The organism is Lysinibacillus odysseyi 34hs-1 = NBRC 100172, assembly GCF_001591965.1.
Taxonomy (GTDB): Bacteria; Bacillota; Bacilli; order Bacillales_A; family Planococcaceae; genus Lysinibacillus_B; species Lysinibacillus_B odysseyi.
In genome coordinates this window covers 25,657-41,416 of record NZ_BCVX01000013.1, presented here as the reverse complement: position 1 = coordinate 41,416, position 15,760 = coordinate 25,657, and the positions used below count along the sequence as shown (strand labels likewise).

The 15,760-nt window shown below is 41.5% G+C and carries 20 protein-coding genes; 14 read left to right on the top strand and 6 right to left on the bottom strand.

The genetic code is table 11. The features are described from left to right. Nucleotides 1–8 precede the first annotated feature (8 nt). The 8 genes from BOD01S_RS18825 to BOD01S_RS23420 all read left to right on the top strand — a co-directional run bounded on the left by BOD01S_RS18825 (nucleotide 9) and on the right by BOD01S_RS23420 (nucleotide 6,056). The gene (locus BOD01S_RS18825; RefSeq protein WP_036156730.1) at nucleotides 9–587 is read left to right on the top strand and encodes a nicotinate-nucleotide adenylyltransferase; all 579 of its coding nucleotides are present in this window, start codon (nucleotides 9–11) and stop codon (nucleotides 585–587) included. Next, nucleotides 565–1,128: a bis(5'-nucleosyl)-tetraphosphatase (symmetrical) YqeK gene (gene yqeK / locus BOD01S_RS18820; protein WP_036156732.1), complete on the top strand. Its 564-nt coding sequence runs from the start codon at nucleotides 565–567 to the stop codon at nucleotides 1,126–1,128. Before BOD01S_RS18825 ends, yqeK begins: the two co-directional genes overlap by 23 nt. Nucleotides 1,129–1,131: 3 nt before the next feature. Next, complete coding sequence (rsfS, locus tag BOD01S_RS18815) at nucleotides 1,132–1,479, top strand: ribosome silencing factor (protein WP_036156734.1); 348 nt, start codon at nucleotides 1,132–1,134, stop codon at nucleotides 1,477–1,479. After that, a complete protein-coding gene (locus tag BOD01S_RS18810; protein ID WP_036156736.1) occupies nucleotides 1,472–2,209 on the top strand; it encodes a class I SAM-dependent DNA methyltransferase in 738 nt (245 codons plus the stop codon). Before rsfS ends, BOD01S_RS18810 begins: the two co-directional genes overlap by 8 nt. Nucleotides 2,210–2,240: 31 nt before the next feature. After that, nucleotides 2,241–2,915: a helix-hairpin-helix domain-containing protein gene (locus BOD01S_RS18805; RefSeq protein WP_244887329.1), complete on the top strand. Its 675-nt coding sequence runs from the start codon at nucleotides 2,241–2,243 to the stop codon at nucleotides 2,913–2,915. A gap of 81 nt (nucleotides 2,916–2,996) precedes the next feature. Further along, a complete protein-coding gene (locus BOD01S_RS18800) occupies nucleotides 2,997–3,569 on the top strand; it encodes a ComE operon protein 2 (protein WP_036156738.1) in 573 nt (190 codons plus the stop codon). Further along, on the top strand, nucleotides 3,550–5,835 hold the full coding sequence (locus tag BOD01S_RS18795; RefSeq protein WP_233153089.1) for a DNA internalization-related competence protein ComEC/Rec2: 2,286 nt from the start codon (nucleotides 3,550–3,552) through the stop codon (nucleotides 5,833–5,835). The genes BOD01S_RS18800 and BOD01S_RS18795 overlap by 20 nt, the downstream gene beginning before the upstream one ends. A gap of 65 nt (nucleotides 5,836–5,900) precedes the next feature. After that, a complete protein-coding gene (locus BOD01S_RS23420; protein WP_156117050.1) occupies nucleotides 5,901–6,056 on the top strand; it encodes a hypothetical protein in 156 nt (51 codons plus the stop codon). On the opposite strand, the gene BOD01S_RS22715 is transcribed toward BOD01S_RS23420, so the two are convergent. After that, nucleotides 6,053–6,223 (bottom strand): YqzM family protein, encoded by a 171-nt coding sequence (locus tag BOD01S_RS22715; protein WP_081978022.1) that lies wholly within the window; start codon nucleotides 6,221–6,223, stop codon nucleotides 6,053–6,055. The genes BOD01S_RS23420 and BOD01S_RS22715 overlap by 4 nt on opposite strands. 169 nt (nucleotides 6,224–6,392) lie before the next feature. Between BOD01S_RS22715 and holA the strand changes: the two genes are divergently transcribed. Together holA and BOD01S_RS18785 are read left to right on the top strand one after the other, a co-directional pair. Then, a complete protein-coding gene (gene holA / locus BOD01S_RS18790) occupies nucleotides 6,393–7,406 on the top strand; it encodes a DNA polymerase III subunit delta (RefSeq protein WP_036156740.1) in 1,014 nt (337 codons plus the stop codon). Nucleotides 7,407–7,470: 64 nt separating this feature from the next. Next, nucleotides 7,471–7,896, top strand: a complete 426-nt coding sequence (locus BOD01S_RS18785; RefSeq protein ID WP_036156741.1) for a general stress protein — start codon at nucleotides 7,471–7,473, stop codon at nucleotides 7,894–7,896. 152 nt (nucleotides 7,897–8,048) lie between these two features. Here the strand turns inward: BOD01S_RS18785 and rpsT are convergent, their stop codons facing one another. Further along, nucleotides 8,049–8,300, bottom strand: a complete 252-nt coding sequence (rpsT, locus tag BOD01S_RS18780) for a 30S ribosomal protein S20 (protein ID WP_036156743.1) — start codon at nucleotides 8,298–8,300, stop codon at nucleotides 8,049–8,051. A gap of 163 nt (nucleotides 8,301–8,463) precedes the next feature. Between rpsT and gpr the strand changes: the two genes are divergently transcribed. From gpr to lepA, 3 genes are all read left to right on the top strand, one after another. Next, nucleotides 8,464–9,483: a GPR endopeptidase gene (gene gpr / locus BOD01S_RS18775; protein ID WP_036156745.1), complete on the top strand. Its 1,020-nt coding sequence runs from the start codon at nucleotides 8,464–8,466 to the stop codon at nucleotides 9,481–9,483. Between the two features lie 53 nt (nucleotides 9,484–9,536). Further along, on the top strand, nucleotides 9,537–10,319 hold the full coding sequence (gene spoIIP / locus BOD01S_RS18770) for a stage II sporulation protein P (RefSeq protein ID WP_036156747.1): 783 nt from the start codon (nucleotides 9,537–9,539) through the stop codon (nucleotides 10,317–10,319). A 660-nt stretch (nucleotides 10,320–10,979) separates the two neighbouring features. Beyond that, on the top strand, nucleotides 10,980–12,809 hold the full coding sequence (lepA, locus tag BOD01S_RS18765) for a translation elongation factor 4 (protein ID WP_036156749.1): 1,830 nt from the start codon (nucleotides 10,980–10,982) through the stop codon (nucleotides 12,807–12,809). A 99-nt stretch (nucleotides 12,810–12,908) separates the two neighbouring features. On the opposite strand, the gene BOD01S_RS18760 is transcribed toward lepA, so the two are convergent. From BOD01S_RS18760 to BOD01S_RS18745, 4 genes are all read right to left on the bottom strand, one after another. Then, nucleotides 12,909–14,075 (bottom strand): tyrosine-type recombinase/integrase, encoded by a 1,167-nt coding sequence (locus BOD01S_RS18760; protein WP_036156751.1) that lies wholly within the window; start codon nucleotides 14,073–14,075, stop codon nucleotides 12,909–12,911. Nucleotides 14,076–14,183: 108 nt separating this feature from the next. Next, nucleotides 14,184–14,363, bottom strand: coding sequence for a hypothetical protein (locus tag BOD01S_RS18755; protein WP_036156752.1), 180 nt, complete (start codon nucleotides 14,361–14,363; stop codon nucleotides 14,184–14,186). Between the two features lie 29 nt (nucleotides 14,364–14,392). Further along, nucleotides 14,393–14,884, bottom strand: a complete 492-nt coding sequence (locus BOD01S_RS18750; RefSeq protein ID WP_036156754.1) for an ImmA/IrrE family metallo-endopeptidase — start codon at nucleotides 14,882–14,884, stop codon at nucleotides 14,393–14,395. 13 nt (nucleotides 14,885–14,897) lie between these two features. Continuing rightward, entirely contained in the window at nucleotides 14,898–15,218 is a 321-nt protein-coding gene (locus BOD01S_RS18745) for a helix-turn-helix domain-containing protein (protein ID WP_036156756.1), read from the bottom strand. A gap of 346 nt (nucleotides 15,219–15,564) precedes the next feature. Here BOD01S_RS18745 and BOD01S_RS18740 point away from each other — a divergent pair, with 346 nt between their 5' ends. Then, complete coding sequence (locus BOD01S_RS18740) at nucleotides 15,565–15,747, top strand: helix-turn-helix domain-containing protein (protein ID WP_036156758.1); 183 nt, start codon at nucleotides 15,565–15,567, stop codon at nucleotides 15,745–15,747. The last annotated feature ends 13 nt before the right edge of the window (nucleotides 15,748–15,760 follow it).

Here is a 15,760-nt window from a genome sequence, read left to right as displayed (position 1 = left end):
GAGTGAGCATGAAGAAGGTCGGTATTCTAGGAGGTACTTTCAACCCTCCTCATATCGGACATTTAATGATGGCGAATGAAGCATATCATGCACTGGGGCTGGAGGAAGTACGTTTTATGCCAAATGCTGTGCCTCCACATAAACAGTCGAGCGGCGCCACTGACGAACAGCGTAAAAAGATGGTGGAACTGGCGATTGAAGATGTTCCGTACTTTATGCTGGAGATGTTTGAATTAGAACGCGGAGGCCTTTCCTATACTTCTGATACGATGAGTACGTTAGTCCAGCAGGAACGGGAAGTTGAATTCTATTTTATCATTGGCGGAGATAGTATTGATCATTTGCATACATGGCATCAGATTGACGATCTTGTACAAATTATAAAGTTTGTAGGAATCAGAAGACCAGGCAGTGATGCAATTACAAAATATCCTGTTTTAATGATAGATGCTCCACAGATCGGCCTTTCATCCACTTTATTACGAGAACGCTTTTCACTAGGAAAGACAGTACAATATTTATTACCAAAGCCGGTGGAGGCTTTTATTCGAAAGGAAGGGTTATATGGAGCGCGAAGCCTTACTTGAATATATCCGACCACGGATGCCAGAAAAGCGCTATATTCATACTATAGGTGTAATGGAGACAGCTATTTTACTGGCAGAGAAATATGGGGTGGATACAAAAAAAGCTGAAATAGCCGCCATCCTTCATGACATGGCAAAATACGAGGAAGTAGAAGGTATGCGGGCTATTGTACGTGAGCAGGGACTGGACACCCGTTTGCTTCCTTGGGGTTCAGAGATCTTACATGGACCGATTGCTGCATACCGGGCGGAGTTTGAGCTGGGAATTAAGGATGAAGCCATCTTGAATGCAATGCGTTACCATACAACGGGGAGAGCCGGTATGAGCCGCCTAGAGCAGATTATCTATATTGCCGATATGATTGAGCCAAATCGCAAATTTCCTGGTGTAGAGCCGCTCCGGCAAATAGCAGAAGAGGATCTGCAAAAGGCGATGAAGGCATGCATCCATCATTCCATTTTATTTTTAGTAACGGCTGAGCTTCCAATCTACCCATTATCAATTGAATGTTACAATGACTATTTAGGAGAGGAACTTTAATATATGAACGAAACTTTATTACAACTTTCTTATAAGGCAGCAGATGATAAGCACGCAGAGGATATCGTAGTATTAAACATGCAGGGGATTTCCCTTCTGGCAGATTACTTTATCATCTGTCACGGAAATTCGGACCGTCAAGTACAGGCAATTGCCCGGGAAATTCAAGAAAAAGCAGTAGAAAACGGCCATGAAGTAAAACGCGTTGAGGGATTTGATTCAGCCCGCTGGATTCTTGTGGATCTTGGAGACGTAGTAGCACATGTTTTCCACAAGGATGAGCGTGCATTCTATAATCTAGAGCGTCTATGGGGAGATGCACCACAGCTAGAAGTGTCTGCTGATGAGTAGCTATCTTAGTTTTGCCTATATTTATGACGAACTGATGACAGACCTGCCGTATGATGAGTATGTTGAGTGGGTAATGCTGCATGCTCCGGCAGGCAGATACCCTGCTTTACTTGATATCGGCTGCGGAACAGGCACTCTTGCCTTGAAATTTGATGAGGTCGGATACAATGTAAGCGGTGTAGATGTATCAGAAGATATGTTAACAATGGCTAATGCAAGAACAGAGGCAGCAGGTAAATCGATTTCATACTTTGCTATGTCAATGGAAGAGCTAGAAGGCTTTGAAGAAATTGATGTAGCAGTGATTCCGGTTGATTCCATCAATTATGTAACAGAGGAAAAAGCTGTATATGAAACGTTAAGCCGCGTATATGGGGCATTACGAGATGGTGGTCAGTTGTTTTTTGATGTGCATTCGTTATGTAAGATGGATGAAATTTTCTTAAATGGCCCATTTACATATGATGACGGCCATGTTACATATATTTGGCACACAGAGCCGGGCAAGTATGAGCATTCCGTTTATCATCAGCTATGCTTTTTTGTAGAAGGACAGGACGGCTTATATGAGCGTTTCGATGAGGAGCATTTCCAGCGTACATTCGCGCCGGAGCAGTATGCCCAGTGGCTGAAGGATATTGGTTTTACTGAAGTCCACGTTACTGCAGACTGGCTGCCGGAAGCGCCAAATGAAGAAAGTGAACGAATTTTCATACGAGCGGTAAAATAGCATCTTTTCAAAAGAAGGCAAATTATGTATATTGGAGGAGACTCCATATGATTTGCCTTCTGAGAAAGGGTGTTTTTTTATTATCAACAATCTCATTGCAAAGTATGGAAAAAGAGTGCTGCTGCCCAGCATTCTTTGTGTCGCTGGATTTATCGTTTTTATCATGATACAACGCGAAGAACAGTCCTCATTTGAATTGATTACTGAAGCAGAGCCGGTACAGGCCGAGCCGCAAGAAGAGCTGCAGGAGGTAAAGGAAGCTACTCAGGTGCTTGTAGATGTAAAGGGAGCTGTAAACTATCCCGGTGTCTATACGTTAACGGAGGAAGACCGGGTAGTAGATGCTATTACTCTTGCAGGCGGTTATGTAGAAGGCGCTGACTCTTCCCTTATTAACCATGCCCAGAAGCTGCAGGATGAAATGGTGATTTATATTCCCGTAAAAGGGGAGGAAACAGAAGCCGCGGTGAAAAATATTACAGTGATGGGCACCGGCAGCAAGTCGGAAATTGCAAAGATAAACATCAATACTGCCGATGAATCGCAATTGACCACATTGCCGGGAATCGGGCCGGCCAAGGCCAAGGCAATTATTTCGTACCGGGAGGAACAAGGAATGTTTCAAACGGTCGAGGGTCTGAAAGAAGTATCAGGTATAGGGGACAAGACGTTTGAGCAGTTAATAGATTTGATTGATATAAAATAAGCAGTATAAGAAATTTTGGAACATTGCCATGCGCGTTCATTTTGACTAAACTAACAATAAGACAACACGGGAGGTAGTCATATGGAGCGAATAACATGGGACCAGTTTTTCATGGCGCAAAGCCATCTATTAGCATTGCGGAGTACATGTGCAAGATTAGCAGTTGGTGCAACGATTGTAAGGGAAAAACGGATCATAGCGGGGGGCTATAATGGCTCTATATCAGGTGATGAACACTGCATTGAACAAGGCTGCTATGTAGTGGACAACCACTGTGTACGGACAATTCATGCGGAAACAAATGCATTATTGCAGTGTGCTAAATATGGTACACCTGCAAATGGCGCAGACCTGTATGTTACACATTTTCCTTGTTTGCCCTGCTCAAAGACAGTCATTCAGGCAGGCATTAAAAATGTATTTTATGCAAAGGATTACAAAAACAATCCATATGCCCTTGAGCTATTTGAAAAAGCAGGTGTCAACGTTGTACATATTCCGTTCGATGAAGCTAAGATTGACTTTTTAAAGGATGAAAAGTTGCAATTAGCAGTCGATATGCTGCAAAAAATGCGTGAGCTTGGTGTCTCGCATGAAGAATTGTTCCCTTATGAGGAGAAGGTGAACCAATTATTTGGTCAATTTAAAGCATAAATGGATTTATTATGCCTTATCGGTTTTAGTCGCTGTACTAGCGGCACATGAATCGGTAGGGTTTTTGTGTTTCTTGGTTGTAATTGGAGCTTTGTGCTTGTATCGGGGTTTCCATACAGTACATTTAATGGCATTAGCTATGACTGGAATTCTCGTATACGGTTATAGCAGCTGGCAGCTCGAAAAGCTAGATCAGCCGCTTGAGCTCCCTGCAGTCCTGACCTCCACAGATACGTACACGATTAATGGACAAACACTCAGAGGTCTCATGAAGGACAGTGAGGGACGCCCCGTTTATATTGTCTATTTATTTCGTTCTGAAGAGGAAAAACAGCAGTATGATTCGGTACCGCTTGCAGGTACAGTTTTCTTGGTGGAAGGATTGTTGGAAGAACCAGCCCCAAAAAACCACCGGTACCATTTTTATATGGGAGATTATTTGAAAAGTAAAGGAGCCATCGGGATTTTAAAAGCAGCTTCGTTAAAGAAGCTGGATCAGCAGGAAGCGCTCTTACAAAAAATTTACGAGCAGCGGTTTCGGCTGAGCCGACATATTGAACGGACATTTCCAGCTTCTCTTTCTGCTGAGGCACAGGCACTGCTCATCGGTGTCAACGAAGGTGTAGAGCCGGAAATAGAGCGGGCCTATCAGAAACTAGGGATCACACATTTATTTGCCATTTCGGGGCTGCATATTGCTCTTGTCTCACTTCTTTTTTTCCAAGGACTCTTGCGGCTTCATGTACGCCGTGAGTTTGCCACGCTCCTGCTGCTTATAGTTCTTCCGGTATATGCCCTGCTGGCAGGAGGTGCGCCATCAGTATGGAGAGCTGTTTTAGTTGTAGAGCTCGTGCTGCTGGCAAAATATTTCCGCTGGCATCTGCCGATGGATGATGCTCTTTCGATCAGTTTTATTCTATTTGTTTTATGGGAGCCCGGCTCTATTTACCAGATAGGTTTTCAGCTTTCTTATTTAGCCACAGCAAGCCTTGTGTTCTCTGGTCCGATACTTGCCAGGGCCACGACATGGTGGGGGCAAGGCTTTCTTATAACCTTTGTCTGCCAGCTGCTTACGTACCCATTACTGCTTGTTCATTTTTACGAGCTTAGCATATCCTCTTTTATTGCAAATATCTTATTTGTACCTCTTTTTTCTTTTGTGATTCTGCCTATCAATATTATCCTTTTAATAATTTCTTTTCTGCCGGGACCTTTTGGCGGCTGGCTGTTTTATTTGTATGAGCCTGCCAGGGAGCTGCTGACAAGTTTGATTTTGTATTTGCAGGACATCCCGTACCATATGTGGGTGGCCGGGAAACCGACAGGCGTATGGCCGTTTATTTTGTATATAAGCGTTTTTATAGTGCTCATACTGCTCATAAAGAAACGGTATCAGCACGCAGCTATCTATCTGCTGATTCCGGCTTTACTGTTTCATTCAAGCAGGTATATAGAGCGGGATGTACTGGTGACATTCATTAATGTAGGACAGGGCGATTCCATCCTCGTTGAGCTGCCTTACAAAAGAGGCGTATATTTAATCGATACAGGCGGGGTTCTTCGATTCAGTCAAGAGCGATGGAAAGAGAGGAGGAATAACTACGAGGTTGGTGCACAGATTGTTGTACCTTATTTGAAGGGAAAGGGCATTGCAGCAATCGATAAGTTAATCATTACCCATGCAGATGCCGATCATGTGGAAGGCGCAGAGGAAGTAATAAAGGAGATACGGGTCGGTGAAATTCATATTACCCCTGACTCTTATAAGAAGAGTGTAATGAATGATTTACTGGATGAGGCTGAAAAACAGCAAATTGTAATAAAGGAACAAATGGCGGGCGGGGAGTGGAAGAAGGGACAGGCGCAGTTTGATTATATATGGCCGAGTGATACGGTATATGAAGGAAATAATGATTCCCTTACACTGCTTATGACATATAAAGGCTTTAAAGGCCTGTTTACAGGTGATTTAGAGGAAGCCGGGGAACTGGCGCTCATCATGCAGGAAGGCTCTAAAATTGCAGGGATAGACGTTTTGAAGGCCGGTCATCACGGTAGTAAAACGTCAAGCAGCGAACGGTTTATTGATCATACGAATCCTACCCTTACTGTTTTTATGGCAGGGAAGGATAATCGATATGGCCATCCCCATGAGGAAGTCGTAAACCGGTTTATAAGTAGAAATTTACGTTATGTGACAACCGGACAGGAAGGCACGATCGAAATCAGCATAAATAAAAATGGTATAACTATGCGTAAGCAATAAAGTAAAAGGGCGTATCTTAAAAGCAGACTGCCTTTAAGATACGCCCTTTTCTTAACAAATAAGAAATGCAAAACGTTTTAAGTGATGACATTGTCCAGGCATTGGCACCTGTTGCTCACACGGTCAGCAATTTATTCACGTGTAAACGCGCTACTGGCTGTTCACCAGTGCCTGCCGCAGTAAAACGGGTGCAAATGCCCTTTTCTTATACGTTAGCTTAACGCATAGCCACTTCTACAATTACTGCGATGATGAACATGATAGCAAAGAATCCGAATGAAATTCCGAAGCCGATTGCTGCATCAGGGAAGTCGTTCCCTTGCATTGCGCGACCTCGGCCCTCGAATGGGTTTTCTGCTACGTAATTTGGATCAGAATGTCCTGCCATAAATATCCCTCCTACTCTCCCATCAATTATAAGTCAACGCCTAGTAAAAATCTATATCCAAACCAATAATTTAACAGTATCAGCAGTCTCAAGTTCGCCTTAAAATATTCACATTCCCCTGTTCAAAAGGTATACTAGATGTTACAGAATCGAGAGGGGGCCACTGTCCGTGAGTTTTACAAAAGTATGGCAAAATATAAAAAACGGGCAACTTGCACCTGTTTACTTACTGGTTGGAGAAGAAAGCTATTTTATAGATGAAACAGTAAAACGATTAAAAAAAGCAATAGGCACTGAAGAAGAAGCGGACATTATGCAATTTGATCTGAATGAACAGCCGCTCGATTACGTCATTGATGAGGCGGATACAATTCCGTTTTTCACAGAGCGTAAACTTATTATCGCCAAAAACGCTTCATTTATGAAAGCAGCGGAAAAGGGCAAGGAGAAAATCGATCATAATATCTCTAGGCTGGAAGCTTGGCTTAGTAATCCAAGCGACACAGCTGTTACGGTCTTTATTGCACCGTATGAAAAGCTGGATGAACGGAAAAAAGTGACAAAGCTGATGAAACTAAAAGCGCTCGTTTTAGACGCTGTCACGCCACAGGATAATGATTTATACAGCTGGATTAAAACTGAAGTAAACGGATATGGTAAGGATATTTCAGATGAGGCTGCCGTAAAGCTTGTGGAAATGGTTGGCGCGAATATGCTGCAACTGCAAATGGAAATTGAGAAGCTCTCCTTATATTTAGGCAAAGAAATTGAAATTACCGCAACGCTTATAGAAGAGCTGGTAGCTAAAACACTTGAACACGATGCATTTAAAATGCTGAATGCCTATTTGTCTCGTAACCAGAAAGAGGCACTGGCTATTTATCATGATCTGCTGCGGCAGAAGGAAGAGCCGATTGCACTTGTCGGGTTACTTGCTTCCAATATACGAACAATGAGCAATGTTTTTTATTTAAGTAAAAAAGGCTATGCCCAGCATCAAATTGCCAAGCAGCTGAAAATTCATCCTTACCGGGTGAAAATGATGTTAGAACAACGGCACAAACCGTCAGAACAGAGGTTACTTCAGGCTTTATACAGTTTAGCCGATGTCGATCTGCAGCTGAAATCTGTAAGCGGCAACCGGGAACGCTTTCTTGAGATGTTCCTGCTGAAACCATTGTAAGAAGTTTCCGTTAGAAGGTTTCGGGTATATAAAAGATAGCTGATGTTAGAAGGAGGCTATATGTATGCAAAACGAAACTGGGGTTATATATGTGGCTCATTCCACACAAGAAATGCTGGATAAGCTGACAGAATTTGAAGAGATGCAAGTAGCAAATCGTATGATCCATATCATTACAAGGGATGCAAGGGAATTTGCCAGCTTGAAATGGGATGCACATATTCGAACACATGAAACTGACAATTGGCTTGCTAATTTGTTTGGCGGGGATGATGATACAGGGCTGAACATGATCGGCCTGTCAGAAGCCGAAAAGGCGGAGTACAAAAGGGAGCTGGAAGAAGGAGCCATTATCATGTACATGGAAGGCGATATATCGTTTGAGCCTGAAAAAGTACATGGGGACCTTGCCGTAAAGCGAGATGAATCACCGGATTTTGTCGAGCAGCCTTTGTCACAGCCTCGCCTGCAGCGATATGATGAAGAGTAGCAAATATAGTGGCACGGACATTCGTACTGACTTTAGGAGATATGAATATGAATAAGCTGTTCGGTTATACTAAATAGAACAGCTTATTTTCGTGCTCTCTCCAACAAATAAGTAAAAAGGCCGGATGCAAAGGCATCCGACCTTACTGTTCATTATTGCGCTTTTTTAGCTAAACGAGATTTTTTACGAGCAGCTGCGTTTTTATGGATAAGACCTTTAGAAACAGCTTTATCAAGAGCTTTAGAAGCAGCACCTACTAATTCTTGTGCGTTTTCAGCACCTGTAGCGATTGCTTGTTCAGCTTTCTTTACAGTTGTACGCATAGCTGATTTTGCTTGAGAGTTTGCAGCGTTTGCTTTTTCGGCAACTTTTACGCGTTTGATAGCAGATTTAATGTTTGGCATAACTTTCACCTCCTAATAATTAGGTACGAGATGAGTATTCTCACTTATTTCATGTGTCAATACAACAAAAATCATTCTACCAAAGGAAGAAGAGAATTGCAACATATAAATGCAAAGAATATTTACTTGACAGTTAGAACATACTGATTTTTGAGGTGAAACCATGACAGAAGTAAATTGGAGCAGAACCGATTTAATTGATGAATCCGAGCAAGTTGTACAGCATCAATCGAAGGAAAAAAAACGTACCCTGGAAAAAACGGCTGGCGTAATAATAGAAGAATGGGACGAACAGCGTGTAAAGATTGCCAGGGTTAACGTAAATAAAGAAGGAGAGGCCGAAATACAAAAGAAGGCAGGTACCTATACAACCTTATCTATCCCTTCCTTAACAGTGGATGATGATGATGGGCTGCAACAGCTTGAAAAAATTCTGGCCAAACATTTAAAATCCATCCATGAGCCGCTTAAACTAACAAAAGAAGATAAAATTTTAGTGATAGGCCTTGGCAATAAAACCATTACACCCGATGCAGTTGGACCGGTAGCAATCGATTCCATGCAAAAGCACTTTGAAGAGGAGCCCAATGAGCAGTTTATCATGTATGCTCCGGGGGTCACAGGGCAGTCCGGCTTTGAAACGAAAGAATTTGTTGAGGCTTTGGTAGATAAAATCCAGCCTGGTTTAGTCATCGCCATTGATGCGCTCGCAACACGTTCAAGTGAACGTCTATGCCGTACTATTCAATTGACCGATACGGGGATTCACCCCGGCTCAGGTGTGGGGAACAAGCGGGCTGAAATTTCAAGAGAATCCCTCGGTGTCCCGGTGACTGCGATCGGTATCCCTACGGTAGTAGAAGCAACAGTGCTTTTAGCGGATGCCATTGATACTGTTTTTCGTACGATTGCTGCAAAGATTGGGGAAAAAAATGCACCATCAAGTAAACTCTCCGTCACACCATGGCAGCCTAGCTCCACTACGCCTATTGATTATAATTTATTGAAGCCGATATTTGGTGAATGGTCTACATGGACAAAAGGAGATCGCATCCAGCTTCTGCAGGAAACGTTCCAAAATAGAGAGCGCCTGATTGTTACGCCAAAGGAATGTGATATCTGGCTAATGCACTATGCAATGCTTGTCAGCAATAGCTTGTTCCGCTGGATTAAAGCTATGTAAGGCGTTCTAAATGCACCATCTCTTCCATAAGATAGGGGGGAGGAGATGGTGCGATGAATAATATAAAACGATTTCTACTTTTTCTGTTAATACTATTTTTAATGCCGATTATTACCGGGCAACTACCGTTTCCAAATAATAAGTATGAATCGGTCCAAGTGCCAAAAGAGCAGAAACTAGTTTACGCCTCTACCGAGTTAGCAGTACCGGAGAAGAAAGTATTACTCGTATTTACACACTCCCATGAAGCATATAAGCCTATAGTGGAAGCAAGTACCGGCATGAAGGAAGTCTATAATGAGCAGCTGAATATTTTCTCCCTCAGTAAAGTAATGGAGGAATATTTGACTTTCCAAGGCATGCAGCCCAAAACCTTGCCGGTTGATTTAATGACGGAATTAAAAAATCAAGGAAAAACAATTTCACATGCTTATAAGGTAGCACGGCCTTTTATCGCAGATGAGATTGCCCTCCAGCCATACGATATGATTCTTGATGTACACCGGGACTCAGCCGGTAAGAAAACGACAACGCTGACAGTCGGTGATACTTCTTATGCAAAAATGGCATTTGTAGTAGGGATGGAGCATGCGAATTACAAAAGCAATCTAGCATACGCCGAGAAGCTTCATGCTACATTAAATGGTCTTGTGCCGGGTATTTCCCGAAAAGTCATGAAAAAAGAGGGCGAAGGCGTAGACGGTATTTATAATCAGGATCTTTCCCCTCAAATGGTGCTTGTGGAAATAGGCGGGATCGATAATACAGAGGAAGAAGTAACGCGCACAATTTCGGTCCTATCAGAAGCGGTGGCTAAAGTACTGCAGGAAAGCTGATTTTCATATCTCTAAGGAGAAGACGGCTTAGTGTTTAAGCAGACCGGGTAGGAATCATCATGTCAAAATATAAATAAGACCTAAAAACATATGATTCAAATAAGAAAGCAAGGCATGGAAGCGGCGATGTCCGAATTCATGCCTTTTTTCATTTATCGCATAGATCAATTTACTAAACGATAAGATAACAGCGCTGCCCTTAGGATGTAGGAGCTGCGAAAGGGCAGTAAAGCTCCTTTTATTAAGTGCATTTGCTTATGCTGGTATAGCAGAATAAACAATCGCCAAACACAGACTGGGCTGTCAAGCATACTTTTTTTAGAACAAACCCTACATTACTGAATGAAAAGGCTGATTTACTAGGATTCCTTTTGTTCGAATGTTGTAGTTTTGCTGATGTTCATAGTATAATTCAGTATAGTTTAAATTCATTCAGCCAAATTTTCCATTGAGACAGCAGTGGAACCAAATGTAGTTTGGCTATTTTTTATGGAGGAGCAGTGCCTGCTGAATGAGTTTATTGCCTCCGGTGGATGTCATGGATTTTGAGGAGAGCGGCGAAACGATCCTGATTATGGAAAGAGGAGCCTGTATCAGAACTAACTCAAAGGCCAGGCACAATTACGCCGAGGCGTAATTGATATAGGAGTGGACAAATACATGAACCGAGAACAACGTTTAAAACGCCAAGAGAATATTCGTAACTTCTCTATTATCGCGCATATTGACCACGGGAAGTCTACGCTGGCCGACCGTATTTTGGAGCAGACAAAATCTATTACACAGCGTGAAATGAAATCCCAGCTGTTGGATTCAATGGATTTAGAGCGTGAACGCGGCATTACGATTAAATTAAATGCCGTTCAATTGAAATATACAGCCAAGGACGGGGAGACATATACGTTCCACTTAATTGATACACCAGGACACGTCGACTTCACATACGAAGTATCACGTTCGCTAGCTGCCTGTGAAGGGGCCATTCTCGTAGTGGATGCAGCCCAAGGGATTGAAGCACAAACACTGGCAAACGTATACCTTGCACTGGATAACGACCTAGAAATCCTGCCTGTCATTAATAAAATAGACTTGCCGGCTGCTGATCCGGAGCGTGTGCGTCAGGAAGTGGAAGATGTCATCGGCCTTGATGCTTCCGAGGCGGTGCTTGCCTCTGCAAAAGCGGGTATTGGAATTGAGGATATTTTAGAGCAGATCGTGGAAAAAGTCCCTGCACCAACAGGCGATCCGGATGCTCCGCTGCAAGCATTGATTTTTGACTCCGTTTATGACGCATATAAAGGGGTTATTATCTCAATCCGTATTATGAATGGTACAGTAAAACCGGGCGACAAAATTAAAATGATGGCGACAGGTGCAGAATTTGAAGTTATCGAAGTTGGGATCCATACACCAAAAGCTGTCCCTCAGACCGAGTTGACAGTAGGGGATGTAGGGTATTTAACAGCTTCTATTAAAAATGTATCAGATACACGTGTAGGGGATACCGTAACATCGGCCGCGAAGCCTGCTGACGAGCCGCTGCCAGGCTACCGTAAGTTAAACCCGATGGTATATTGCGGTCTTTACCCGATCGATACAGCAAAATACAATGATCTTCGTGAAGCATTGGAAAAGCTTGAGTTGAATGACTCGGCATTGCAATATGAGCCGGAAACATCACAAGCATTAGGATTCGGTTTCCGCTGCGGATTCCTCGGTCTATTGCATATGGAAATCATTCAAGAGCGTATTGAGCGTGAATTCAATATTGATTTGATTACGACGGCACCTTCTGTAATCTATGAGGTGCATATGACAGACGGTGAATCAATTAAAGTCGATAACCCATCAATGATGCCAGATCCGCAGAAAATCGACCGTATTGAAGAACCGTATGTGAAAGCAACCATTATGGTCCCGAATGATTATGTTGGGGCAGTAATGGAGCTTTGCCAGCTAAAGCGTGGTAATTTCATGACAATGGATTATATCGATACGACACGTGTATCTATTCAGTATGAAATCCCGCTTTCGGAAATAGTTTACGATTTCTTTGATCATCTGAAATCTAATACAAAAGGCTATGCCTCATTTGACTATGAGCTGATTGGCTACAAACCATCGAAGCTTGTGAAAATGGATATTCTATTAAATGCCGAACAGGTTGATGCCCTGAGCTTCATCGTACACCGTGATTTTGCGTATGACCGCGGAAAAGTGATTGTAGAGAAGCTGAAAGAGCTTATTCCGCGCCAGCAATTCGAAGTGCCGGTACAAGCAGCGATCGGTCAAAAAATCATCGCCCGTTCGACAATCAAGGCGATCCGTAAAAACGTATTAGCAAAATGTTACGGTGGGGATATTTCTCGTAAACGTAAACTGCTGGATAAGCAAAAAGAAGGTAAGAAACGTATGAAACAGGTTGGCTCTGTAGAAGTGCCGCAGGAAGCATTTATGGCTGTTCTGAAGATGGACGATACAAAGAAATAGTTACTATCAACGGTTACAAGCGTTTTAACTAATGTTGTAAAGTTGGAAAAGGTGGCGCATGCCACCGATATGCCACCGCTTTAAAAATATCGGGGGTAATTATAAGTCTTGAGCGAGGGAGTCGAATATATCAGCGGCGTCTCTCGCCATCTTTTCTGTTAAATGGACATACCGATCTTCTGTAACGGCTGATCTGCTATGTCCTAATCTTTTTTGGACCGTTTTAATAGGTGTACCATTTTCAATCAACATTGTAGCGTGTGTATGGCGTAAAGAATGGTAATTGAATTCGATTCCGAGTTTACCCTTAATAAGCTCTCTCGTTTGATATTTAATGACGCTAGGTGTGTAATGCAGGCCGTTTTCCTTTTTGCATACAAAATCATGTTCAGGATCTTGGCGATAAAACTCACCGTATTTTAATTTATTTTCTTTTTGATTCATCTTTGCTTTTTTCAAGATACTCATAAGAGCATTTCCCACTGGAATCGTTCGATACCCAGAGACAGACTTTGGTGATGAAACCACCCAAATGTCTTTTCCTTCAATCTTCCTCTTTGTAAGCTGTTGCTCAATTTCAATCGTCATTTCATCAAAATTTACATGCTTCCATTCCAATCCGCATAATTCTCCTACACGCAAACCACAATGCAATCCGATGTGAAAAGGTAAATAAAATGGATGGTCCTCTGTTATGCGCTGGTTTAACAGTCGCAAATTCTCTTTAGACTGAATTTTTAAATCTTCTTTTGTAGGCTTCCTATCTTTGTCTTTCATTAATTCGACATAAAGCATAGGGTTTTCGCTAATGTATTTATAAGGGTATACAGCCTGATTTAATGCCTTATTCAAAATCCCCCTAATAATACTCAATGTTTGGCGAGCTAATCCTTCGCGCACCTTCATGTTCATATATTGTTGCAGCACATGAGGAGTCAAAGATTTTAGTTTGTACTTCCCTAGGTGAGGAAGAATGTGATTTTTAATCGTTAAACGATAGTTATCTTGTGTATTTGGCTTTAAACGCAATTCAACGTATTCTTCCTGCCAAAACATTAAAAAGTCGTGTAGAGTCATCTCAGTGGGCTTAAAAACGGTGCCTGCATTTTCGTATTCTAAAATTCTCCTTCTTAATACAGCTTCAGCCTCTGCTTTCGTCTGAGCTCCTTCTGCACTCCTTTCTATTTTCTTTCGCTTGCCATCCACAATACCCAAATCAAAGTAGTAGTACCATGTATTTTTACGCTTGCGAACTCCGCCTTTCATTTTGTTTCTCCTTTCTTTTTTCCTTATCAATTACTATTGAGAGCATCACCTCCTTTAATGGGAAAATATGTTCTGTTTTTAGGGTAAAAAAATAAACATATACTTTTATTACTTACTAATTTTTTTACTCATAACCCTCTCGGTTAGTTGATATGCATGGATTAAAGAGAAAGCAAGTAATCTGGAATCTTCCCTTGAAAGTTCAACGCCATCCACAATATAATTGTCACCATTAAAATAGATAGCGATTATTTTTTCTAATCTTTCTGCAATGTCAATGATTTTCAATTTAATCACTCCTGGATCATTACTTCTTCCTAAACTGCTTCAAAAGATGGCTTTTCAATCCAATCAAACATTTCAAGAACCCCTAATGGTTCAAAGTAAATCGTATACTGTTCTATAACGACACATAAACCGTATTTACTTTTATACCAATCAAGGGCAGCCTGCAAAAAATCTTCTGTTACACCGAGAAAATCAGCCAATTCATAGCGATTTGATATATGAAGCCTATGTGCTTGTACAATTTTCGAGAAGGGGATGAGCCTTTCAAACGCCCAGCGACGGGCACGTAATTCTTGTTTGCGATTTTCTATATTGGATTGATCAAGGATATCACCAACAGACGTATGATGGTGGCCGAGTTCCTCAGCCAACACGCATGCTTTTTCTGTGCGTGTCAGCATATGTTTATTGATCCATATAATATTGTTCCCGTATAACCCCTTTAGTCGTGACGGCATATATTTTTCGTAAATCTCTATATTGTTTAGTGATGCTTCTACTGTTAGCTGTTCATATATCATGTGACCACCCCTATTATTTGCGCTTCATTTTTACAAACTCTTTAAAACGTTCAATCTCCTCCAATTCTTCTTCAGTCCATTCTTCTCCATCGTGATGAGCTGCGAAAGTTTGAACTGTATTATCTTCAATAAGATTCTTAACATCTGTACGACAAAGTAAGTAGTCTATCGATACATCAAAGTAATCAGCTACTTTTTGTATTTTGTCTAAACTAGGTGCCACTCGTTTCCATTGATAGATTGTATTATGTGGTATTTCTAACTCTTCCTCTAATCGTTTAACAGTAATCCCTCTACTTTTACATAGTTCCTTAACACGTTCCAACGTTGTCATATCAATGTTTCCTTTCAATGTTCAAAGTTACTAATAAATATATTAGTTTTATAGTTGACAACTAATACTTATTTTAGTAAAGTGAACATAAGCTATTTTATTAGCTAAAAAAGAGTATAAAAAAGACTACCTATCAATACACATTTTGACGTTGGGGAACGGGCGAAATGTAATGTTACAGGCTTTTCTAAAGTCTTATTTAGCTATGTCTATATACTAATAAATATATTAGTTAGTGTCAACACAATTAGCTAATAAATTAGCTTATTTTTTCCAATTGGTAAATGCGCTGTGGTACCGAGCCAATGACGGTATGCATTTTGAAAGAAAAAGGAGGTTGTAGAACATGCCAGAAGATTTGGGGGCGCAAGTTCGTTCAGAACTATTTAAACGAAAGATGAGTCAGAAGGATCTCGCTGAAATGGTAGGTATTAGTAATGCTTACTTGTCAGATATCATCCGTGGCCGTAAAGACGGTCCAAAGGCTCAAGAACATATTAAGCACATTCGTAAAATCTTATGTATTTAAGAAAGAGGTGAAC

Coding starts and splice junctions, on each gene's coding strand:
- BOD01S_RS18825 (WP_036156730.1), top strand. CDS start 9: ATGAAGAAGGTCGGTATTCTAGGAGGTACTTTCAACCCTCCTCATATC.
- yqeK (WP_036156732.1), top strand. CDS start 565: ATGGAGCGCGAAGCCTTACTTGAATATATCCGACCACGGATGCCAGAA.
- rsfS (WP_036156734.1), top strand. CDS start 1,132: ATGAACGAAACTTTATTACAACTTTCTTATAAGGCAGCAGATGATAAG.
- BOD01S_RS18810 (WP_036156736.1), top strand. CDS start 1,472: ATGAGTAGCTATCTTAGTTTTGCCTATATTTATGACGAACTGATGACA.
- BOD01S_RS18800 (WP_036156738.1), top strand. CDS start 2,997: ATGGAGCGAATAACATGGGACCAGTTTTTCATGGCGCAAAGCCATCTA.
- BOD01S_RS23420 (WP_156117050.1), top strand. CDS start 5,901: ATGCAAAACGTTTTAAGTGATGACATTGTCCAGGCATTGGCACCTGTT.
- BOD01S_RS22715 (WP_081978022.1), bottom strand. CDS start 6,223: ATGGCAGGACATTCTGATCCAAATTACGTAGCAGAAAACCCATTCGAG.
- BOD01S_RS18785 (WP_036156741.1), top strand. CDS start 7,471: ATGCAAAACGAAACTGGGGTTATATATGTGGCTCATTCCACACAAGAA.
- rpsT (WP_036156743.1), bottom strand. CDS start 8,300: ATGCCAAACATTAAATCTGCTATCAAACGCGTAAAAGTTGCCGAAAAA.
- gpr (WP_036156745.1), top strand. CDS start 8,464: ATGACAGAAGTAAATTGGAGCAGAACCGATTTAATTGATGAATCCGAG.
- spoIIP (WP_036156747.1), top strand. CDS start 9,537: ATGAATAATATAAAACGATTTCTACTTTTTCTGTTAATACTATTTTTA.
- lepA (WP_036156749.1), top strand. CDS start 10,980: ATGAACCGAGAACAACGTTTAAAACGCCAAGAGAATATTCGTAACTTC.
- BOD01S_RS18760 (WP_036156751.1), bottom strand. CDS start 14,075: ATGAAAGGCGGAGTTCGCAAGCGTAAAAATACATGGTACTACTACTTT.
- BOD01S_RS18750 (WP_036156754.1), bottom strand. CDS start 14,884: ATGATATATGAACAGCTAACAGTAGAAGCATCACTAAACAATATAGAG.
- BOD01S_RS18745 (WP_036156756.1), bottom strand. CDS start 15,218: ATGACAACGTTGGAACGTGTTAAGGAACTATGTAAAAGTAGAGGGATT.
- BOD01S_RS18740 (WP_036156758.1), top strand. CDS start 15,565: ATGCCAGAAGATTTGGGGGCGCAAGTTCGTTCAGAACTATTTAAACGA.